Source organism: Priestia sp. YIM B13491 (assembly GCF_042787605.1).
In the GTDB taxonomy this organism is placed as follows: domain Bacteria; phylum Bacillota; class Bacilli; order Bacillales; family Bacillaceae_H; genus Priestia; species Priestia megaterium_E.
Genome location: NZ_JBHZOR010000007.1, coordinates 39,401 through 59,002, shown reverse-complemented (window position 1 = coordinate 59,002; position 19,602 = coordinate 39,401). Strand labels below are relative to the sequence as shown.

The 19,602-nt window shown below is 38.2% G+C and carries 21 protein-coding genes; 6 read left to right on the top strand and 15 right to left on the bottom strand.

Annotation, left to right across the window (positions count from 1 at the left end):
* Nucleotides 1–5: 5 nt before the first annotated feature.
* A complete protein-coding gene (locus tag ACFX4E_RS22170) occupies nucleotides 6–1,247 on the bottom strand; it encodes an MFS transporter (RefSeq protein WP_377238453.1) in 1,242 nt (413 codons plus the stop codon).
* Between the two features lie 327 nt (nucleotides 1,248–1,574).
* Here ACFX4E_RS22170 and ACFX4E_RS22165 point away from each other — a divergent pair, with 327 nt between their 5' ends.
* Nucleotides 1,575–2,558, top strand: coding sequence for a LacI family DNA-binding transcriptional regulator (locus ACFX4E_RS22165; protein WP_028408124.1), 984 nt, complete (start codon nucleotides 1,575–1,577; stop codon nucleotides 2,556–2,558).
* 90 nt (nucleotides 2,559–2,648) lie between these two features.
* Nucleotides 2,649–2,858 carry an alpha/beta-type small acid-soluble spore protein gene (locus ACFX4E_RS22160; RefSeq protein ID WP_013058452.1) on the top strand — a complete coding sequence of 70 codons (210 nt, stop codon included), beginning with the start codon at nucleotides 2,649–2,651 and terminating at the stop codon, nucleotides 2,856–2,858.
* Nucleotides 2,859–2,947: 89 nt separating this feature from the next.
* Here ACFX4E_RS22160 and ACFX4E_RS22155 read toward each other — a convergent pair whose 3' ends face one another.
* The 3 genes from ACFX4E_RS22155 to ACFX4E_RS22145 form a co-directional block, all read right to left on the bottom strand.
* On the bottom strand, nucleotides 2,948–3,148 hold the full coding sequence (locus tag ACFX4E_RS22155; protein ID WP_028408123.1) for a hypothetical protein: 201 nt from the start codon (nucleotides 3,146–3,148) through the stop codon (nucleotides 2,948–2,950).
* 155 nt (nucleotides 3,149–3,303) lie between these two features.
* Nucleotides 3,304–3,525, bottom strand: coding sequence for a hypothetical protein (locus tag ACFX4E_RS22150; protein WP_013056286.1), 222 nt, complete (start codon nucleotides 3,523–3,525; stop codon nucleotides 3,304–3,306).
* A gap of 156 nt (nucleotides 3,526–3,681) precedes the next feature.
* The gene (locus tag ACFX4E_RS22145) at nucleotides 3,682–5,067 is read right to left on the bottom strand and encodes an amino acid permease (RefSeq protein ID WP_377238452.1); all 1,386 of its coding nucleotides are present in this window, start codon (nucleotides 5,065–5,067) and stop codon (nucleotides 3,682–3,684) included.
* A gap of 461 nt (nucleotides 5,068–5,528) precedes the next feature.
* Here ACFX4E_RS22145 and ACFX4E_RS22140 point away from each other — a divergent pair, with 461 nt between their 5' ends.
* Complete coding sequence (locus ACFX4E_RS22140; RefSeq protein ID WP_028408121.1) at nucleotides 5,529–6,260, top strand: ZIP family metal transporter; 732 nt, start codon at nucleotides 5,529–5,531, stop codon at nucleotides 6,258–6,260.
* Between the two features lie 96 nt (nucleotides 6,261–6,356).
* Here ACFX4E_RS22140 and ACFX4E_RS22135 read toward each other — a convergent pair whose 3' ends face one another.
* The 3 genes from ACFX4E_RS22135 to ACFX4E_RS22125 all read right to left on the bottom strand — a co-directional run bounded on the left by ACFX4E_RS22135 (nucleotide 6,357) and on the right by ACFX4E_RS22125 (nucleotide 8,850).
* The gene (locus tag ACFX4E_RS22135) at nucleotides 6,357–6,581 is read right to left on the bottom strand and encodes a hypothetical protein (protein WP_028408120.1); all 225 of its coding nucleotides are present in this window, start codon (nucleotides 6,579–6,581) and stop codon (nucleotides 6,357–6,359) included.
* Nucleotides 6,582–6,729: 148 nt separating this feature from the next.
* On the bottom strand, nucleotides 6,730–8,316 hold the full coding sequence (locus ACFX4E_RS22130) for a DNA-binding protein (protein WP_377238451.1): 1,587 nt from the start codon (nucleotides 8,314–8,316) through the stop codon (nucleotides 6,730–6,732).
* 393 nt (nucleotides 8,317–8,709) lie between these two features.
* The gene (locus tag ACFX4E_RS22125) at nucleotides 8,710–8,850 is read right to left on the bottom strand and encodes a hypothetical protein (RefSeq protein ID WP_169305218.1); all 141 of its coding nucleotides are present in this window, start codon (nucleotides 8,848–8,850) and stop codon (nucleotides 8,710–8,712) included.
* A gap of 218 nt (nucleotides 8,851–9,068) precedes the next feature.
* On the opposite strand from ACFX4E_RS22125, the gene ACFX4E_RS22120 reads away from it, so the two are divergent.
* Both ACFX4E_RS22120 and ACFX4E_RS22115 read left to right on the top strand, forming a co-directional pair.
* Nucleotides 9,069–10,742, top strand: a complete 1,674-nt coding sequence (locus tag ACFX4E_RS22120) for a ribonuclease J (RefSeq protein WP_377238450.1) — start codon at nucleotides 9,069–9,071, stop codon at nucleotides 10,740–10,742.
* Between the two features lie 226 nt (nucleotides 10,743–10,968).
* Nucleotides 10,969–11,121 (top strand): YpzG family protein, encoded by a 153-nt coding sequence (locus ACFX4E_RS22115; RefSeq protein WP_014460817.1) that lies wholly within the window; start codon nucleotides 10,969–10,971, stop codon nucleotides 11,119–11,121.
* A 43-nt stretch (nucleotides 11,122–11,164) separates the two neighbouring features.
* Here ACFX4E_RS22115 and ACFX4E_RS22110 read toward each other — a convergent pair whose 3' ends face one another.
* The 3 genes from ACFX4E_RS22110 to ACFX4E_RS22100 form a co-directional block, all read right to left on the bottom strand.
* Nucleotides 11,165–11,305 carry a hypothetical protein gene (locus ACFX4E_RS22110; protein WP_013082476.1) on the bottom strand — a complete coding sequence of 47 codons (141 nt, stop codon included), beginning with the start codon at nucleotides 11,303–11,305 and terminating at the stop codon, nucleotides 11,165–11,167.
* 70 nt (nucleotides 11,306–11,375) lie between these two features.
* Nucleotides 11,376–12,719 carry an amino acid permease gene (locus ACFX4E_RS22105; protein WP_098332351.1) on the bottom strand — a complete coding sequence of 448 codons (1,344 nt, stop codon included), beginning with the start codon at nucleotides 12,717–12,719 and terminating at the stop codon, nucleotides 11,376–11,378.
* 119 nt (nucleotides 12,720–12,838) lie between these two features.
* The gene (locus ACFX4E_RS22100; RefSeq protein WP_050689119.1) at nucleotides 12,839–13,462 is read right to left on the bottom strand and encodes a LysE family transporter; all 624 of its coding nucleotides are present in this window, start codon (nucleotides 13,460–13,462) and stop codon (nucleotides 12,839–12,841) included.
* A 173-nt stretch (nucleotides 13,463–13,635) separates the two neighbouring features.
* On the opposite strand from ACFX4E_RS22100, the gene ACFX4E_RS22095 reads away from it, so the two are divergent.
* Complete coding sequence (locus tag ACFX4E_RS22095; RefSeq protein WP_028408115.1) at nucleotides 13,636–13,872, top strand: hypothetical protein; 237 nt, start codon at nucleotides 13,636–13,638, stop codon at nucleotides 13,870–13,872.
* 137 nt (nucleotides 13,873–14,009) lie between these two features.
* Here ACFX4E_RS22095 and ACFX4E_RS22090 read toward each other — a convergent pair whose 3' ends face one another.
* The 5 genes from ACFX4E_RS22090 to ACFX4E_RS22070 all read right to left on the bottom strand — a co-directional run bounded on the left by ACFX4E_RS22090 (nucleotide 14,010) and on the right by ACFX4E_RS22070 (nucleotide 19,404).
* Complete coding sequence (locus ACFX4E_RS22090) at nucleotides 14,010–14,858, bottom strand: MBL fold metallo-hydrolase (RefSeq protein ID WP_028408114.1); 849 nt, start codon at nucleotides 14,856–14,858, stop codon at nucleotides 14,010–14,012.
* A 152-nt stretch (nucleotides 14,859–15,010) separates the two neighbouring features.
* Nucleotides 15,011–16,450 (bottom strand): aldehyde dehydrogenase family protein, encoded by a 1,440-nt coding sequence (locus ACFX4E_RS22085; protein ID WP_034653242.1) that lies wholly within the window; start codon nucleotides 16,448–16,450, stop codon nucleotides 15,011–15,013.
* A 316-nt stretch (nucleotides 16,451–16,766) separates the two neighbouring features.
* Nucleotides 16,767–17,057, bottom strand: coding sequence for a putative quinol monooxygenase (locus ACFX4E_RS22080; protein ID WP_028408112.1), 291 nt, complete (start codon nucleotides 17,055–17,057; stop codon nucleotides 16,767–16,769).
* Nucleotides 17,058–17,259: 202 nt separating this feature from the next.
* Nucleotides 17,260–17,925 carry a type 1 glutamine amidotransferase domain-containing protein gene (locus tag ACFX4E_RS22075; protein WP_377238449.1) on the bottom strand — a complete coding sequence of 222 codons (666 nt, stop codon included), beginning with the start codon at nucleotides 17,923–17,925 and terminating at the stop codon, nucleotides 17,260–17,262.
* A 258-nt stretch (nucleotides 17,926–18,183) separates the two neighbouring features.
* Complete coding sequence (locus ACFX4E_RS22070; protein ID WP_377238448.1) at nucleotides 18,184–19,404, bottom strand: MFS transporter; 1,221 nt, start codon at nucleotides 19,402–19,404, stop codon at nucleotides 18,184–18,186.
* Nucleotides 19,405–19,602: the final 198 nt, after the last annotated feature.

Genomic DNA, 19,602 nt, shown 5'->3' with positions numbered 1-19,602 from the left:
TCCCCCTATATAATCTGCGTGTTTTCTTGTACATCTTTTCTTATAAATCTATGTTTTTTAGAGTTTAGTAATGTAAACATCGAAATAACGTTAAATACCAAAACCATACCTCCCATAATTAAATAGGTACGGGAAAAACCTACGCCATCATATAATCCTCCCGCTATAGGTGAAAGAACTGAAGCACCTATTTGTGAAGCAAATTGGAATCCAACCAAATAAAGTATAGAAGATAGGCGCGTGTCAAAGTTAGCTGCCAAATATTTAAAGATGGCAATGAGCATAATAGGAAGTTCTAATGCATGAATAAGTTTCATCGACGATATTCCGATTGGACCAACAACAAGCCCTGACCCAATAATACGAAATCCCATTAGAAACCCTGCTAAAATTAAACTATTTTTTGCACCGATCTTATTTACAATAAACGGTGCTACGAACATCATTCCAGCTTCTAAAAATACTTGAAACGAATTTAAGTAGCCAAATACTTGGTTACCTATCGATTCAGTAGGAAACAAAGATGCATAATAGATAGGAAATTGCTGATCGTATACCCCATATACGCATGTAACACCAACAACATAAATCATAAAAAACCAAAATTCCTTCAATAAGAATAAACTGCCTACATCTCTCAGCGTGACGGATTCAGCCTTTTCCATTTCATAGCTGCTCATTTCTACCTTTACAGAAAAAATAATAGCCACTAAGATAATCGCTGAAACAGATGCCACCCAAAAATTAATGTGAGGATTAATATTAAATAATTGTCCTGCAAAAAACGTAGCTGCAGCCCAGCCTAATGAACCCCACATTCTAGATTTTCCGTACTCAAATTTATATTTTCGGCTGACTTTCTCTATGTAGGTTTCAATCGCTCCGATGCCCGCCAAAAACGCCACTCCTAAATATAGTCCTCCAATAATAGCTCCTATCAACACATTGTATTGGAGTAAAGGTCCATAAACAAAAATATAAAATGGTCCTACAAACACTAAAAGACAGCTAATAAAAAATAAAATGTGTTTCTTTAAACCTATCCTGTCAGATATATATCCGTACAAAGGCTGCATACACAAAGCAAAGATAGCGTTTACAGAAAAGATTAAGCCTGTTGCTGATCCGTTCAACTTAATCTCTTGCCCTAACCAGATAGAAAATAAAGAGTAGCTCGATGACCATGTAAAAAAGAAGAAGAAAAAATATGCACTCAGCTTCCAATATAAACTTTTTGAACTTTTCATTTTAGTTACCCCTTTAGCTTAAGATATAAAATCTTTTATCTAACAAAATGAAAGCACTTTCAAATCTGATTTTATGTCAACCGGTTTCATATGTCAACCGGTTTCACATTTTATATTAAAAAAAGATTGTATTAGGCGGAAAAGTGGGCTTTGTGGTATGTTTAAATTGTTTAATAAACCGTTTACAATCCTTATATAGATTTTTATCGCTCAAAAGAAAACGAACAATTAGAAAACTATTTGCTTGATTGCAATTTATTTTAAGCCTTTTACATGTCTGATATATACTATAAAAGCAATGTTTTGGAGAAATTAGGAGGAAACTAGATGAAAGCCAAGATTAGTGATGTAGCAAAAATTGCAGGTGTTTCACCGACTACCGTTTCTCGTGTATTAAATAACCGTGGTTACATAAGCAAAGAAACACGAGAAAATGTTTATAAAGCAATGAAAGAAATTAATTATTTCCCAAACGATATTGCACGTTCATTATTTAATAAGCGAACAAATTTAATCGGTATGATCGTCCCGCAAACGAGCAACCCTTTTTTCGGAGAGTTAGCCTTTCACATTGAAAGTATATGTGCTTCCCTTAACTACAAAGTACTTCTTTGTAACAGTCTTAATCGAATTGATAAAGAAAAAAAATATGTAGAGATGCTCATCAGAAATCAGGTAGATGGTGTTATTGCCGTTACTTATAACAGAGGTATTTTTGATTCAGAAAGTCAAAGTCTTCCTGTGGTAGCAGTGGATCATTATTTATCAACAGATATTCCTACCGTATCTTCTGATAACTATGCTGGAGGAAAACAAGCCACGGAATTGCTCATTTCAAAAGGTTGTAAGCATATTGTTCATATTAACGGCCCCCTTAAACTTGAAACTCCAGCTAACTTAAGGAGGAAAGCTTATGAAAACGTGATGAAAAAGGACGGAAAACAGCCTATCACGTATGAAATTTCAAATACCTTTGACCGCAACATTCAGCGAGAAACTATTTCTAAGGTTTTTGAAGAACATCCGGAAGTAGATGGTATTTTTGCAAGTGATGACTTACTTGCAGCTTTAGTAGTTGCGGAAGCACAAAAAAGAGGAAAAAATATCCCAAGAGATTTAAAAATCGTGGGCTATGACGGAACGGAGACCAGTCAGACTTTGTTACCTGGTCTAACTACAGTTCAACAACCCATCGAATCGATTGCTCAAACAGCCATTGATATTTTACTAAAAGAAATTGAAGGAGAATTCAGCAATATACCTCGTGAAATCTGCCTTCCCGTTAAGCTTCTAGAAGGACAAACAACGTAAAGATACGTTTTTTATAAAATAAATATCAGTTTGTTGTATATTCTTCTTCTTTTATTCACACCTTAACGTTACAGAAAGGAGTTGAATACAATGGCAAACAACAAAAGCAGCAATAATAATGAATTATTAGTATACGGAGCTGAACAAGCAATCGATCAAATGAAATATGAAATCGCTAGCGAGTTCGGAGTAAATTTAGGAGCTGACACTACTGCACGTGCAAACGGATCAGTAGGCGGCGAAATCACAAAACGTCTTGTACAATTAGCTGAGCAACAACTTGGCGGCGGACGTTTCTAAGACAATTTCATACACACCATGACTTAAGGAAGAATGGAGATCCATTCTTCCTTTTCATATATTTACTTTCCATCTTTATATAAAAATTATTATTCTTCCTCCTCTTTACTGACTGATTTTGTTTTTCCTTTCTTTAGTACAGCGCTGATTCCTAAACAACAGACAGCTGCTATCCATCCGGAGATGAGAAAATAAACGGAAGTATTTGCAAAGAGTGTGCCTATTAAAATAAACAGCCCTCCGAGAATAATAAAAAAGACGTGACCCTCACTATTTCTTTTCACCTTCATCACCTCTCCCTACCTATATAAACGAATGTTCAGATACAAAAGAAACTTCTTGATAACCAAGAAGTTTTCTTTGTGTGTTCTTTTTTAATAAAAAGTAAAGGTGTTTTCTTTTTATTTATTCAACGAAACCCCTCAATATTCTTCTCAACTACATGCTATTCAATAATTTCTGCGGTTTTATACTCTTTCATAAATACATCAATAACATCTCCTGCTTCTTCGTTCTCCTCCTCCATTTGAACGAGTATTTCGTTTTGTGCATTTACCGAAAGGATTCTGACATCCGACATTCGGTTTATATCCAGCTGCAGTTCCAAATCTCGGGCAACTTCATCAGCTTTTAGTGAATCTTTAATAATATATCTGTGGCTTCTCATAACAATCGCTCCCTTTACGTTATATGAACGACTATAGTTTATCCAAACTATCAGCGTACAATGACATTTTTCTTGTATCTTTCATTTAAACAAAACAAAAAAACGGCTTTTCTCAGCCGTTTTTTTGTTTTGCTTTTTACTTATGAAAATGCATAGTTATTTCTTTATTTGACCGTTCTCTGTATCAGGTATCATACGCTTATTTATTCCGAATGCGTAGAAACTAAAGACAACAAGAGCAAGGAAAATAATTCCTACGATAAGTGAAATACGCGTTTCATCATTAAACCACATGCCTACAAGCACCATTAGTAGAAAGGCAATAGTTACATAATTCGTTACAGGTGCAAAAGGCATTTTGAAAGGATGACTATCCATTTCAGCACCTTTAGCTTTACGGAAACGAATTTGACTGATAAGAATGATGAACCAAGGAATCATTCCCGGAAGCACGCTCGCACTGTATACATAAACAAATACATTCGGTGGAGCGATGTAGTTTAAAACAACACCAATTACCAATCCAATCATAACAGCAAGTGTGCTATAAATTGGAACGCCGTTACGAGAAATTTTTGTGAAGAATTTAGGTGCTTGGCCGTTTACGCCAAGTGTATAAAGCATGCGTCCTGCACTAAAAATTCCACTGTTACAGCCTGACATCGCTGCTGTAATAACAACAAAGTTAATGATACCTGCAGCTGCCGTAACACCAACTTTAGCAAATGTAGATACAAATGGACTTCCTAAAGAATCTAATTCATTCCACGGATATACCGTCACGATAACGAAAATAGCTCCAATATAAAAAATTAAAATGCGCCAGATGATGCTTTGAATTGCGTTTCTTAACGTTTTTTTAGGGTCCTTTGCTTCACCAGCTGTAATACCAATTAGCTCGACTCCTTGATAAGCTGCAATAACAAGAGATAGTGCAAAGAAAAAACCTGACCATCCGCCTGCAAAGAAGCCGCCATGTGCCCAAAGGTTTGATAATCCAATGGCGTCTCCCCCGTTTCCAAATCCGAAGAAAATCAACCCAAGCCCTGCAATAATCATCAAAATAATCGTTACAATCTTAATCATCGCAAACCAAAATTCAAACTCTCCAAATGATTTTACTGAAACTAAGTTTGCTGTGCCTAAAATCAACATGGCGATAATACCTGGTACCCAAGCAGGTAGATGTGGGAACCAGTAATGCATATATGCTCCTACCGCTATAATTTCAGACATCCCTACGATTACAAATTGAAACCAGTTGCTCCACGCAGCCATATAACCTGCTAATGGATGAATATATTTGTGGCCAAATGTAGCGAATGAACCTGTGCTTGGTTCCATGTACAGCATCTCGCCCATAGCACGCATAATAAAGAAAATAAACATTCCGCAGATTGCGTAAGCAAGCAATACCGATGGACCTGTCCATTGGATGGTGCTTGCTGATCCCATAAATAATCCAACGCCAATTGTTCCGCCTAGCGCGATCATTTGAATGTGACGGGATTCTAAGCCTCTTTTTAGCTCTTTGTCTGCCATTCCATTTCCTCCTCCTAAACTTGTTATAGCTCTGTTAGGAAAGATACTTTTTGTGTCTGATGGAACAGCTATCGCTTTTAAAACCTTCCATTTTTATCTAGTACCTTTACACCTAAACTATTTTTTCTATTTTTAGCTATTCGACTGTATAATTACTTATTTTATAATAATAAATTTCCCTCAGAAATACAATTGTTTTTTTCAGAAAAACACTTAACAAAACCTTTCACCTTTATTAAATCAATCATCTCAGTGAAATATTTTTTTATTTAAGTATAATTTAAATTTTATGAATATTAAAAATAAATATAGGCGTAGGATGCTGGAACACTCTATTTCTTAAGGATAACGAAATGAAACCGCTACTTGATCGAACAAATTCCTTTCTTCTCCCTTTACGTTTTCACTTTCTCTACTTAGGGAAAGTATCAATAGAAAATAGAGATGAGGAGGGATTTTTCATGTGGCAAGCTGCGATGTGGGGCGGAATTTCAGGATCAGCTGTCCTTCTTGGTGCTTTGGCAGCAGTTTTTTTGCCTATCGGCAAAAAGATAATTGGTTATATTATGGCTTTTGGGACAGGTGTATTAATTGGAGCATCTACCTATGAGCTGCTTGGAGACTCGGTTCATAACGGCGGGTTAAAAGCTACTTCTCTTGGGTTCCTTGCAGGTGCTATTGTTTTTACTTTTTTAGACTATCTAATTTCACGTCAAGGAGCGAATAAAAGAAAGAGGTCTACCAAACAAATGGCTGCGAGTAGTTCTGGAATTGCTATATTTATAGGAACCGTAATGGATGCAATCCCGGAGTCTATTATGATTGGGGCTAGCTTAATCGAAAATGCAACCGTTAGCTGGCTTCTTGTTATCGCTATTTTTATAAGTAATATTCCTGAAGGATTGTCCAGTACGACCGGTCTAGTAAAAAGCGGATTCTCTAAAAAGAAAATTTTTTTACTATGGGCAGCGGTTTTGTTCATTTCAGCTTTTAGTTCATGGACAGGCTTTGTTTTTTTAGACCATGCATCTGAGACACTTATGGCTGCTATTGCTGCTTTTGCCGGCGGCGGTATTATTGCTATGGTAGGTTCTACAATGATGCCAGAGGCCTATGAAGAAGGAGGTTCTATTACAGGATTGATTGCTGCACTTGGATTACTTGCTTCACTGATACTGGATCATTTTTCTTAATCGTCTTCATACTACTTATATTGTTTCCAAGTAGAAAACAGAAAGCCTTCTACTTGGAGACATTTATTTCAATCACATTATTATGAATATGGCTTCTTAATAAGTAAAATCGTAGTTTTCTTTTATTTCCCGAGTAAAAGCTTTCCAATCCGTAGCTTCAAATTCTGCATTGCGTGCTTTTAACTCTTTTTCCATTCCTTGAATCTCTTGAACAGCTTCTATAGTTCTTTCACTTCCTGGCCCTACTCTCCAAATTAAGTTTTTGTATTCTTTAATCTTATCCATTAGATAACCCGTCTCTAATTCTTTATATTTAGACATATTAGCTGACTCCTTTTACTTCATTCTTTCTTCTAAGATATCATATTTCTCCTTTATGGATAAGTCTCTCGTCTGACGCTTCTTTAACGCTCAAAGATAGAGAATATAACAATAAAAAAGCAAGCACAAGTGCTTGCTTTCGCTTTTATTAAGGCAATGGTTCAACCGCTACGTTCCCTACCGTTACAGCTTCTGTATATGCATTCGTACCGCTTTGGCGTAAGCGAAGATTGGCACTCCCCGCTGCATTTGGATTTAATTGGACATTCAAAACCTTTTCTCCATTTCCAAGTGCGTCCGTTGTAATTGAAAAATTGCTGCTGTATCCATACGATGACGGCCAGCTTCCATCTGCGTTTTGAACTTTAGCAATTTGAGTTCCTGATCCGTTATATGCACCTAGATTAAACGTGCTGTACGTAGTGTTAGCCGAAAGCCCGCTTACCTTTACGCGTATTTGGAATACGCCGCTCGTTGGTAAAATGGCTTGATGTTCCAATACGTAAGCACTAGCAGCTGGGGGCTGTGTGGTTCCACCTTTATAACCATATGAACCAGAGGCAAAAGTTGACGTATCGTACCATTTATAGCCTGCTGTAGGTGCTGACCATGGCTCTGGCTGAGGCTCAGTGGACTGACTTGGCGTTTCCGACGAAAGTAATGCTGTAGCCTGATCTAATTGAAGTCCTGATACTTGATTCAAAGAGGTATAGCTTTCTTGCTTCGCTAACCAATTGACCATATTTACAAGCAGTATAGAATCGTCTTGTTCCTTAAATCCGTCATATGTGGTTTTAGAAGATCCTGTATCTTCTCGTTTATATTTTGGTGTAGCATCTTCAACCGGTGAAGAATCTCCGATAAAAGCAGCTTTACCTGTCCCTACTTTTGAAACAGCAGCAAAAGGTCCCTCGGCTCTTCCTCCTCCATTATACACTCCTTGATCTACAGCATTTGACCATTTTGTCGTTGTCTTAGGAAGATACACAATTCCTTTTGCTTTGTTTGGGTCCGTAATAGCAACCGTAGAACCTGCATGCATAGCAACGGTGGAAACACCTAGCGTAATACCGAATGCCTGAGAAGGAGCTACAATATCATTGGCTGTCACATCACCAATGGCATTATAGCGAAAGCGAACACCAAAGTTACTCGCTAACCAGTCAGAGCTTGCTACGTTTTGCATTGCATCGGAGGTTGCTTCTTCCGTTGTCATGCCTTTTGCGGGGTTTGTCCATGCTCCGCGACGGTATCCGTTAAAAACTTCTGAAGAGTCCCACCGGTTTTTGTTTCGGTCTGCATTGTAATGATCAGCAATAAAAAAGACGCTTCCCCCGTTCTGAACATATTGTAAAAGGGCGGCTTGTTCAGAAGATTTATACGGAATATTCGCTTCTGGCACAACAAACACGCTATAGCCACTGAGGTCATTGTATGTAATCGGCGTAGATTTTCGCAGCTCTTTTACATCAAACCCGCTACCAGCCAATCCTTTTCCAAAATCAGAAAAACCTCCGTCAATAACCCAATCTGCTGTACCCGCAGTTTGACCATGGGTATTATCAAACAAGATTTTTTTACCGTTATTTTCATTTACGACAGAGGCTTTAATTTCTGGTGTAGGGTCAGCAGCGCTTTCTGCTGATGCTGAATGAGTAGTAAAAGGCAGTGAGATAGAGAAAGCTGTACACATTGTTAAAACGGCATAACCTACACGATTATATTTTTTTCGCATATAAAATGCTCCTCTCAAATTTTTGCAAAGCTTGTCTTTTCAAGAGGATTATAGCAGGTTCATTTATGATTTTTTTAAATTTATTGTAAATAATATATATTTTTTCAAAAAAGGTTCTTTATACCTTATATTTGTCGAAACGAACCCTTTTAAATATGCCCATGATTATATGTAAAATTTGTTAACGATAACGACTTGAATATTCGAGAATATTGCGCAGCATTTGACGTGTACTCTGTGATTCATTTGTACGTTCTTTATATTCAAGAGGACGACTATGAGTTGACTTATTTTGTTCTTTACGTTGAGAATTTTTGTTTTCTGACACGTTTTTTTCACTTCCCTATCTCTATTTTCTTCAGAGCAGCTCAATGCTGCTCTTTTGTCATTCTTTTATTTGTTATGACGGCTTACTTTTGCTTTTTGAAGCTCATCTGTATGAATATCGTTTGATAAAATACTTTTATTCACATTATCGACAGCAGCTTCACTGCTGCTGAATCCTCGGTTTTTGCTTTTATTTTGTTTACTCATTCCATCCACCTCCATGTGTAACGTCTATATTTTATGGAGTTATAAAAAGAAAATAAGAGGTAGTATTAGGAAAATGACCTTCTTTTCTTTTTGCTTGTATTCCTCCTATTTAAGTAAAAATAAAATCTCCATATTTAACAGAATGCACCAGAAATAACTGCTCATACTAAGAGTAGAAACTGTATGTGTCTATTTTGAAAATATAGGAGGAAATAAGCGTGAGTACAAATAGCAATACATTATCCATTTTTGCTTTAGGCGGCATTAATGAAATAGGAAAAAATATGTATGCCGTTCAATATGACGATGACATCATTGTGATTGACTGCGGGTCTAAATTTCCTGATGAAAGTTTATTAGGAATTGATTTGATCATACCTGATATTACATACTTACAAGAGAATCGAGAAAAAGTTCGCGCACTGGTTGTGACTCATGGTCATGAAGACCATATTGGAGGTATTCCTTATCTTTTAAAACAGTTAAATCTCCCTATTTATGCAACAAGCCTTACCCTTGGATTAATTGATATTAAACTTCAAGAGCATCAATTATCTGCTGAGACGGAGCTTATTGAAATCAACGAAGAGTCCGAAATTATATTAGGCAATATTCCGCTTTCGTTTTTTAAAACGAATCACAGCATTCCAGATTGTCTCGGCATTGTCTTTCATACCCCTGAAGGAGCTGTTGTGCATACGGGAGATTTTAAGTTTGATTTAACTCCTGTTAACGACCAATATCCAGACCTTCATAAAATGGCGAAAATCGGCAGTGAAGGTGTACTGGCTTTAATATCCGAAAGCACAAATGCTGAACGCCCTGGATTTACGCCTTCAGAAAAGCTAGTTGGCAAACATGTAGAAGAAGCTTTTCGTAAAGCAAAGCGAAAAGTGATTATTTCTACTTTCGCCTCCAACGTTAACCGCGTACAGCAAATTGTAGATGCAGCGATTAAAACGAATAGAAAGCTTGCGCTTCTTGGAAGAAGCATGGTTAACGTTGTATCAGTTGCGTTAGAGAAAGGGTATTTAACTATTCCTGAAGGGATGCTAATTGAACCTTATGAAGTACATTCACTTGCGCCTGAACAAGTCGCTATTCTCTGCACTGGAAGCCAAGGCGAGCCGATGGCCGCTCTATCTAGATTAGCCAGTGGAAATCACCGACAAGTAGAAATTCTTCCTGAAGACACGGTTATTTTATCAGCAGGGCCTATTCCTGGCAATGAACGTAATATCTCTCGTATTGTCGACAGTCTTTTCACACTCGGGGCTCATGTGATTTACGGTTCAGGAAGCGCAACAGGTATGCACGTATCAGGACATGGCTATCAAGAAGAGCTAAAATTAATGGCTACATTGATGAAGCCAAAGTATTTTATCCCCATTCACGGCGAGTTTCGAATGCTTCATCACCACAGCTTATTAGCAGAATCCGTCGGGGTGGAAAAAGAGAACATTTTTATTATAAATAACGGTGATATTGTTGACATCAAGGACGGAACAGCTTTTCAAACAAGAAAAATCCCTGCAGGCAATGTATATGTAGACGGTTTCGGCATTGGCGATGTTGGAAACGCGGTTTTACGTGACCGTAAACAGCTTTCAGAAGATGGCATGCTGGTTATTGTGATTACTTTAAATAAAACGGAAGGAAAAATTGTGTCTGGTCCAGATACAATTTCGCGAGGTTTTGTTTATACAAGAGACTCAGAGCAGCTATTAAAAGATGTTAATCGACAAGTGACTAAAATCGTAAACCAATTACAAAAAGCGCATGTTCATCAATGGAACATTATGAAAAAAGAAATTAAGACCACCCTTGGACAGTTCTTATATAACCAAACGAAGAGAAGACCTATGATTCTTCCCATCATTATTGAAGTTTAATCCCTCAAGCAAAAACTGCCTTAGTCCCCACTAAGGCAGTTTTTGCTTATAAATCCGAAGCTTAACCTAAAGTTAGAAGTTGCCTTCTGTAGTTTATGAATAGGCACTCCTTTTATATGTATGGTTAAAAGTGTTAGGTGTATTTCTTCTTTTTTACCCCATTCTATAAGAGAGATATTTCACCGCAAATATCTTGTGAAAGTATCCTATCCTTGAGGTGATTATGATGAATGATAAAAATCATGTAGATCAGCATTCAGAACTATTCCGCCACAACTGGACGAGACCAAAGCGTTCAAAGTCCCAAGTAAATGGACATACAGAGATGTCTCAAACGAACATCATCCTGCGAAGTAATGCAAAAGCTCATCGTTGGTAAGGATACACTTCAACAAAAAAAGACGCGAACGCGTCTTTTTTTGTTATTGGCCGTCTGCCCCGCTTTGAGTTATCTTGCGAATATGACCATCTTCATAATTATTTTCTCGTAGCGCTTTTGCTTTGTCATCTACTACTTGTTTTTGATCTACTTGTGAAGAAGGAGTCTGCTTGTTTTTTGGCATGATCATAACCACCTTTTATTTTTGTAATTGTACAACGTGCATAGTGTCCCTCATAAAGATTAAATATATGTTAGCTAGCGGCTTCTTCTTCTTTCCACTTATGGCGCAATTTCAAAATAACAAGACTAATAACAATTAAAAAGCCTAAGCTTGCAAAAAAGCCCGGTCTGCTTGCTGATTCCAACAGCGTGCCGCTTACTGCTAGTAAGATTAACAAGATACCAATAGCTTGTTTTATTTTATCCCACACGGTTTGTTCCATTAAACGATGAAAAGAAATTAAAATAAAGAACCAGTTATAAATCAGCATCAGTCCCGCTGCTGTTGTAATGTACTCATAAATTTTCCCGGGCAATAGCAAGGACAAAACAATAGAAATAACTAATCCCAACGTTGTTAAAAGCAAAGCCGGGAAAGGAAATTGCCGCTTTTTCTTTTTTTGTTTTGAAAATAATGCCGGAGCATCCCCATCTTCTGAAAGAGTGACAATCATTGTCGTTACGGAAAAAAAAGACGCTGACATCGTTGAAAAACCAGCGATAATCATTGCTCCATTAAAAACATGAGGAAAAAATGGAAGATGGTATGTTTCTAAAGCCGTTATAAATGGACTTTGATTTCCATGAAAATCATGAAATGGCACAATTAAAATAGCTAAACTTAGTGAAGCGATATAAATAATTCCAAGCAAAATAAGCATGCTTCTCCCTGCTTTGGGGGCATCTTCTTTGTTTTCTAAACGAACCGTCATAATTCCCATAACTTCGATGCCTCCAAAAGCATAAAAAGCATAAAGCAAAGCACCCCATAAACCCCAAAAACCGCGGGGAAATAATTCATTTATCGTTCGAGGTACTCCTTGTTGGGCACCTTCATCTAGAAATCCAAATAAAGCGAGACTAGCCAATACAATGAACATTAAAATAGCAGCCACTTTTGTGACAGCAAATACATTTTCCATTCGTTCAAAACCTTTTGTTCCGATTAATACAACAGCAATGCCTAAAACAGCATAAATAGAGGCAAAGACCCACAGTGGAATACCGTCAAACCAAAAACGTGTAAAAAGAGATAAAGCCGTGAGCTGACTCCCCATGATCAGCATCTCTGAACTCCAGTATACCCATCCGCTGCTAAAGCCTGCCCATCTTCCATAAGCTTTCTTTGCATAGGAACGAAACGAACCTTTTTGAGGATCTTGAGCACTCATTTTAGCAAGCGCATCAAACACAATAAATGTACACACTGCCGCTAATAAAAAGGCGATTAATACAGCGGGGCCGGCTGCTTTTATTGCAATACTTGATCCTAAAAAATAGCCTGTACCGATGATGCATCCTACTCCGATTAAAGACAGCTGCCACCATTTTAATTTTCCTTCAACTTGACTTCCGCAGCCTATTTTCTTTTTCAAACTATCACTCCTCACACTTCGATGTAGTGTGTGATAGTTTGAAAAATTTATGCGTAAAAAGAAGCACCTTTTCTATTATTTTTCAACGTACTGAACACACTTTAGATTCAGCACTTCTTTTAGCCTAATTGCTGTGCCGCTTGCCAACCGAAATATAGGCCAAATCCTATTAAAGATAACCCCGATACAACGGACACGGCAGTTAAAAACGTCGCTGCTAAGTATCGTCGAAACGTGCTTGCTAAAGCTGCCATCGCAATATCCCAGGCCAGAATTCCCGTAAAAATAGCGCAGCTATATAAGATAAGCTGTTCGGTTTCATATGTATTAGCTGTTTTTGCTAAAACAGAGCCATAAATGCCAAGCCAAAAAAGAATTGTAAGCGGATTCGTTAATGACAGCAAAAAACCTGAGAAAAAACACTTTAACACAGAATCACCGTTTGTTTTTCTATGTTGTGTAATCCTTCCTGCACCCATTAGCCCCTCAATACCGGTATAAATTAATACGAAGCATCCAAACGAAAAAAGAAACGTTTTCATAAAATCGCTGCTTAAAAAATGAACGGACCCAAAATAAACTACAAGCATATAAAGAGCGTCAACCGATGTTGCCCCTATCCCTAAGAACCAAGCATGTAAAAAACCATTTTTAATTCCTTTATCAAGCTGAGCGGCGTTAATTGGACCGATTGGTGCGGCTAACGATAGCCCTAATAACATATAGCTAAAAAAAACCCCCACGTACATCCCTCCCTGCTTCTGAGGTTTTATAAATTGAACTATGATAAATGTATGCAGCCTGCTTAGCTTGTACTACGTAATTTTTATTTTTTTCTAAATCCTTTTGTATAGCTGTATAGCTGCGAAAAACCAGCGCATGTTAACTGTAAATACTATACAGAAGGATGAGAAGCATGAATTCATACACTCATATTAAAGAAGCATTACAATTAGCTGAACAGGCAGTTTATCAAGGACAGATGAATTTGAATGGAGCTAATTTTCAAAATGCTCAAATGCATTTGACTATCGTTCAGCAACAAATTAATGAACAAAAAGAAGCGGCGTCTAGTGATAAAGAATTAAAACGAATGGAAGAGCACTTAAGACATTTACGAGAAGCGCAGCAGGCTATTCAACAAAATTTTTAATAAGGGTAATAACAACCTTTTTTCACTTTTATACGAAAAATTAAAAAAGCTCTACGAACTCACTGAGTTCGTAGAGCTTTTGATCTTCACCTGCAGCTTTTAGGAGCTGCGTAAAGAGTAACATTTTTTCTTTAGCCCTATACATACTTTCCGTAATCAGGACGAGCAATTTCATTGAAATTCTTCGTAAGCTTCAATAAATTAGTTGAAAGCCATTCGCCGGAAACCGGTTTTCCATGTCCGGTCACCGCCACAGACGGATGAAGTGACTGAAGCACTTCAACTGATTTTTGGGCAGATGCCCAGTCCGTAGTTAAATAACGAGGAGGACCGCTAATCTCCAATTCTTGCTCTAGTACATCCAGTAAATATTCTTGCTTAGTTGTAACAAAAGCATCTCCAGCGATAAGTGCAAGATCCTGCTTTCTAAAAAGAGAAATATGTCCTGGAGAATGACCAGGGGTGTGAATCCATTCCCATTCCGGCATATGAGGTACAGAGCCGTCGACTGGTAAAGCTTGCACATGAGAGCCTAAATCAATGGCTTCCGTTGGAAATAGTGGAGAAAGCTTTGCCACGAGCCCGCCTTCCACTGTACCATCCGGTGCAGGATAATTTTTTTCACCCGTCACATATGGAAGTTCAAGTGGATGTGCATATACCGGTATGTTCCACTTCTCCACTAGGTCAATAATAGATCCAATATGATCAAAATGTGCATGTGTAAGAATAATTGCTTTTGGTTTTTTTCCTTTTCCAAACCTTTCCTCTGCCTCTTCGATAATCATAGAAGCCGAATTAGGCATTCCCGCATCCACAAGTACAAAACTATTATCTTTATCTGGATTTCCTATAAAACATATGTTAACAATCTGTGTAGTGTAGCTGTAGATATCCGGTGCCACTTCGACTCCTTTTCCACTGGCTATAGAGCTCATGGGAATAAAGCTTTCCGTTGATGAACTTCCGTGCATCTCTCTATCCAATTATAATTCCCTCCTTTAACGTGTCACTTCATATGCGCCATACACGTTTATGCTATCCACCTTTGCTTTCGTTATTCTTTTTTTAACTAGCTCTCTTTTATGTATCCATAAAAAAAGAAAGGAGAAAAACTCCTTTCTTTTTTTTACACCAATTATACTTTTGCTGGAACTTTAACGCCCATGATCGCTTTTGGCTCTAGATATTCTTCGATACCAAATGCTCCCCATTCGCGTCCAATACCAGATTGCTTAAATCCACCGAATGGTGCAGCTCTGTCTTGCTCGGCATCGTTAACAATGATTTGACCAGCTCTAATATTTTTAGCAACATAGTCAAGTGTTTCTTGGTCTTTTCCGACCGCATAGCCTGCAAGTCCATAAATTGTATCATTTGCAATTTCAAGAGCTTGCTCTAGATCATCATACGTAATAATAGTTGTTACAGGTCCAAAGATTTCTTCTTGTGCAATAACCATATCATTTGAAACATCAGTAAAGACTGTCGGTTTAACAAAGTATCCTGTCTCTAAGCCGTCTGGTTTGCCCGTTCCGCCAGTAAGAAGTGTTGCACCTTCGTCCATTCCTTTTTTAATATAATCCTGTACGCGATCCCACTGTTTTTCCGCTACGAGCGGTCCAGTTACGTTGTCTTTATTTAATGGATCACCAACTGGGAATGATGGTAAAACCTTCTTCACTGCTTCTTCAAATTTTTCTTTCATAGAGGCAGGAATGATAATGCGCGTTGCTGCCGTACATACTTGCCCTGTATTCATTGCAATGTGTGAAACTGCTATTTTAGCCGCTTCTTCTACATCCGCATCCTCTAATACAACTAGCGGTGATTTCCCGCCTAGCTCAAGCGCTACTTTTTTGATTGTTTTAGCCGCGTTTTGCATAATTTTCTCGCCTACAGCACCTGATCCTGTAAATGATACAAAATCAATGTCCGGGTGAGAACTAATACCGTCACCGATTGTGCTTCCCGTTCCGTTTACAAGGTTAAAGGCACCTTTTGGTACACCAGCTTCATCAATGATCTCTGCTAATATCATCGCTGCATACGGTGTAAGTTCTGATGGTTTTAATACCATTGGACTTCCTGCTGCGATAGCTCCTGCAATTTTAGTAGACGTCTGATTCGTTGGGAAGTTCCATGGTGTAATAAGTCCGCTTACTCCAATAGACTCTTTCACGACCTTGTAGCTTCCATGATCTTTTTCAAATGTGTAATCTTCAAGTGCATTAGCTGCTTCTTTAAAGTGGCTAAGTCCCATTTCATAGTGAACTTCTTCTGAAATCTTTAAAGGAGCGCCAAGCTCTTCAGTCATAACTTCAATAAGCTCCTGTTTGCGCTTTTCATATCCTTTTGCAATATTGCGAAGCATTTTAATCCGCTCTTCTTTTGTTGTTCTTGAAAATGTGGGAAGAGCTGCTTTAGCTGCTGCCACGGCTTTATCTAGATCTTCTTTTGTGCCTAAGCTAATTTTACCAATTGATTTTTCAGTAGCAGGATTGATCACATCTGACGTTTCGTTTCCTGTTGATTCAATCCATTCTCCGTTAATAAAGTGTTTTAAATTTGTACGCATTGATTTGATCTCTCCTTTTAGTTTGTTAATTGTTGAACTATGTCATCTAGTTTTTATCTACCCGCCTGTCTGCTTCTCAAACACCACTTCTATTATTTTTTGTTTCTTTCACTGTCTTACCCCTTTTCCAATCGGCTTTTCGCAGCTGAAATTATTTTTCCTCATCGCTTACCCTTCTGCGTGATCTCACTAAATGAAATCTGCATTCACCATAACCACAAAAAAATCCGAACGAGTTTGATTCTCCATCAAGAATCTCGGTTCCTCGTTCGGATCTTCCTTCAACTAAAACACTTTTGTTCCCCTTCTTTTTGTATTAACGTACTTCTTGTAAACGATGTACCGCTCTGCTTTCAATTAACGGTTCTGTTTGCTGTCTGTATTGTTGATAGTGAGGTGTTTCAATGTGAGCTTCAACATCTTCTTGGCTTTTCCATTTCTCATAAAAAACAAATGTGCCTGCTTTGTCTGTATCCTGGTGGAGAGTGTATTGAATACATCCTTTTTCTTCTCTTGATGGTTTAATAACTTTTACTAACTCTGATCGAAGCTCTTCTTCTTTTCCTGGCTTGGCTTGCAAAATGGCGTTAATAATAATTTCTGACATCGTTTTTCCTCATTTCTTTAAAAATATTCTCCATAAAAAGCTTCCCTCTTTTTGAATTTATTACACTGACCATCATATTTTTTGTATGATGATTGATTTCTCTAGTTCAAGCCGGCAAAACATACATTTTATCCACAGCGATCTTTCTTGATGCTGTTCATAAAAAAGCCTGTAGGCTATAAGCCTACAGGCTTTTTACATCTTATTTCAATAAGTGTTTCACGACTGCTTTAGCTACACTGATTGTTGACTGAGGATTTTGACCTGTTATTAGGTTGCCATCTGCTTGTACATTATCTGTCCAGTTTGGAGCAGTTACTACATTTGCCCCAAGTTCACGCAGACGTGTTTCCAAAAGAAACGGCATGAAGCGGTCCAATGTTGTTTCACGTTCTTCATCATCTGTAAACGCAGCGACATCTTTTCCTTCGACCAACGGCTTTTCATCTGATAATGTAACACCTACTAAGCCTGCGGGTCCGTGGCATACAGCGGCTACTACTTTGTCTCCTTCGTATAGTTCACGAATTAAAGCGTGGAGCGTTTGATTATCTGGCAGATCAAACATTGTGCCGTGACCGCCTGGTAAGAAAACAGCATCGAATTTAGCACTGTCTGTAATGGTATCAAGTTTTAGGGTATTCTCTAGATGCTTAGCTGTATTTAAGATTTCTTGAGAAGTCTCCCCTTCAAGGCTGCGAGCATCCACCGGCGCTTTTCCTCCTAGAGGACTTGCTACAGTAATCGTAAATCCAGCTTTTTCGAACTCTACGTACGCTTCACCAAATTCTGAAAGCCAAAGGCCTGTTGGATGATTTTCTTTCATTTTGTCAGCCGTTGTTACGATCATTAATATATGTTTAGACATAGTAACGTCCTCCTGTAAATAAAGATAGTATTTTCTGTTTCCGCCTTACACACCCTATTGTAAGAGAGGAATTACTATAATACAAATTAGAAAATATCTGCTTATTCATAAATATTTTTATAGATAATGTGTCTTTGTTAATAAAGCATCTGCGAAAAAACAACCGTATATCTGAATTTATTTTTTATACACTCAAAAAAACCGCCCTTTTGAATAAGCGCGGTTTTTTCCAGAAAAGCATAGAATCTATCTTTTATTTTAAAGAGCAGATTGAGCGTTCATTTGTTTCACTTTCTTTTCTCCCGTTCTTTTAAGACTTACCATAAAAATAAACGAAATACAGTACAGCCCCGCCAAGTACGTCATCGCTACTGTCATATCATAGCTTTGCAAAAGATAGCCGACAAGAATGGGTGATAACCCTCCGAGCGCTCGCCCAAAGTTAAAAATGGTGTTCGTTGCAGTGCTGCGCACTTCTACTGAATAGTGGCTGCTGATCCATGCTCCGTATCCCGCGAACATTCCGTTTGAGAAAAATCCGACCACAGCTCCTCCTATAAGCAGCCCTGCACCTCCTTCGGCATACGAGTATAAAAATACCGCACAAGCTGAAGCAAGAAGAAAGATTCCAAAAGTACGTTTCGATCCAAAACGGTCCATAAATTGACCAAATGTTAGCATGCCTATAATCATTCCCACGGCTGTACTGATTGTCCAAAGAGCTGAACTTGAAACAGAGAGGCCTTGTGATTGCTGAAGCATAGATGGAAGCCATATCATCAGTCCGTTATAGCCTGCAATTTGGACTGTAGCCATCACTGCCAGCGAAATAGTCGTCATCGCCGTCCTAGGCGTAGCGAATAATTGACGAAGCTTACCATTATTTTTAACAACCGCTGTTTTCTCTTTTTGAGCTTGTAGCCACTCAGGAGATTCGTTTAAATTTTTTCGTACGATAAAAGCAAAAATGACGGGGATGATTCCCACAAAAAACAGCGCTCTCCATCCGAAAATCGGCAGGATTAGAGAACTTAAAAGCGCCGCAAGGATCACTCCAAATTGTGCGCCAATACTAACATAGGATGAAGCTCGTCCTTGCTTATGTTTCGGCCACGCTTCTGCTACAAGAGCCATACCGATCCCGTACTCTCCTCCAGCCCCAATTCCGGCAATAAATCGCGAAGCATACACTTGTTCAACATTTGCTGCAAAACCTGTTAATGCCGTTCCGACTGCAAATAGAAGAACCGTGTAGGTAAAAACCCGCACTCTTCCAAATTTATCTGCTAAAATTCCGAAGATGACTCCACCTATCAGCATTCCTATATTCGTAATAGAAGAAATAAGTCCACCTGTTGCTAAATCAATGTGAAATTCAGCAATAATCATTGACATAGCAAACGAGATAAACATAATGTCCATCCCTTCTAACGTCAAACCTGCTACTGATGCTACAACTGTCTTGTTACGATAATTCATGTTGTTCCACCCTCCAGTGTATTCTTTCCGTATCAACGCTCTTTCTTTTTTGAAGGAATGGATAAATAACATATCTCCATTCTCTTTTGAAGCCTCTCTGGACTTCGTTTAAAAGAGGTAAGTAACACATAAAAGCCCTTTTGTCGCAGAGGGCAAAAGGGCACAGATAGGCATAGAAGCAGTAAATGAGTGATCCGT

What these genes read in the sequence shown, in the direction of transcription:
- ACFX4E_RS22170 (WP_377238453.1), bottom strand. Translation starts at nt 1,247, where the DNA reads ATGAAAAGTTCAAAAAGTTTATATTGGAAGCTGAGTGCATATTTTTTC.
- ACFX4E_RS22165 (WP_028408124.1), top strand. Translation starts at nt 1,575, where the DNA reads ATGAAAGCCAAGATTAGTGATGTAGCAAAAATTGCAGGTGTTTCACCG.
- ACFX4E_RS22160 (WP_013058452.1), top strand. Translation starts at nt 2,649, where the DNA reads ATGGCAAACAACAAAAGCAGCAATAATAATGAATTATTAGTATACGGA.
- ACFX4E_RS22155 (WP_028408123.1), bottom strand. Translation starts at nt 3,148, where the DNA reads ATGAAGGTGAAAAGAAATAGTGAGGGTCACGTCTTTTTTATTATTCTC.
- ACFX4E_RS22150 (WP_013056286.1), bottom strand. Translation starts at nt 3,525, where the DNA reads ATGAGAAGCCACAGATATATTATTAAAGATTCACTAAAAGCTGATGAA.
- ACFX4E_RS22145 (WP_377238452.1), bottom strand. Translation starts at nt 5,067, where the DNA reads ATGGCAGACAAAGAGCTAAAAAGAGGCTTAGAATCCCGTCACATTCAA.
- ACFX4E_RS22140 (WP_028408121.1), top strand. Translation starts at nt 5,529, where the DNA reads ATGTGGCAAGCTGCGATGTGGGGCGGAATTTCAGGATCAGCTGTCCTT.
- ACFX4E_RS22135 (WP_028408120.1), bottom strand. Translation starts at nt 6,581, where the DNA reads ATGTCTAAATATAAAGAATTAGAGACGGGTTATCTAATGGATAAGATT.
- ACFX4E_RS22130 (WP_377238451.1), bottom strand. Translation starts at nt 8,316, where the DNA reads ATGCGAAAAAAATATAATCGTGTAGGTTATGCCGTTTTAACAATGTGT.
- ACFX4E_RS22125 (WP_169305218.1), bottom strand. Translation starts at nt 8,850, where the DNA reads ATGAGTAAACAAAATAAAAGCAAAAACCGAGGATTCAGCAGCAGTGAA.
- ACFX4E_RS22115 (WP_014460817.1), top strand. Translation starts at nt 10,969, where the DNA reads ATGAATGATAAAAATCATGTAGATCAGCATTCAGAACTATTCCGCCAC.
- ACFX4E_RS22110 (WP_013082476.1), bottom strand. Translation starts at nt 11,305, where the DNA reads ATGCCAAAAAACAAGCAGACTCCTTCTTCACAAGTAGATCAAAAACAA.
- ACFX4E_RS22095 (WP_028408115.1), top strand. Translation starts at nt 13,636, where the DNA reads ATGAATTCATACACTCATATTAAAGAAGCATTACAATTAGCTGAACAG.
- ACFX4E_RS22085 (WP_034653242.1), bottom strand. Translation starts at nt 16,450, where the DNA reads ATGCGTACAAATTTAAAACACTTTATTAACGGAGAATGGATTGAATCA.
- ACFX4E_RS22080 (WP_028408112.1), bottom strand. Translation starts at nt 17,057, where the DNA reads ATGTCAGAAATTATTATTAACGCCATTTTGCAAGCCAAGCCAGGAAAA.
- ACFX4E_RS22075 (WP_377238449.1), bottom strand. Translation starts at nt 17,925, where the DNA reads ATGTCTAAACATATATTAATGATCGTAACAACGGCTGACAAAATGAAA.
- ACFX4E_RS22070 (WP_377238448.1), bottom strand. Translation starts at nt 19,404, where the DNA reads ATGAATTATCGTAACAAGACAGTTGTAGCATCAGTAGCAGGTTTGACG.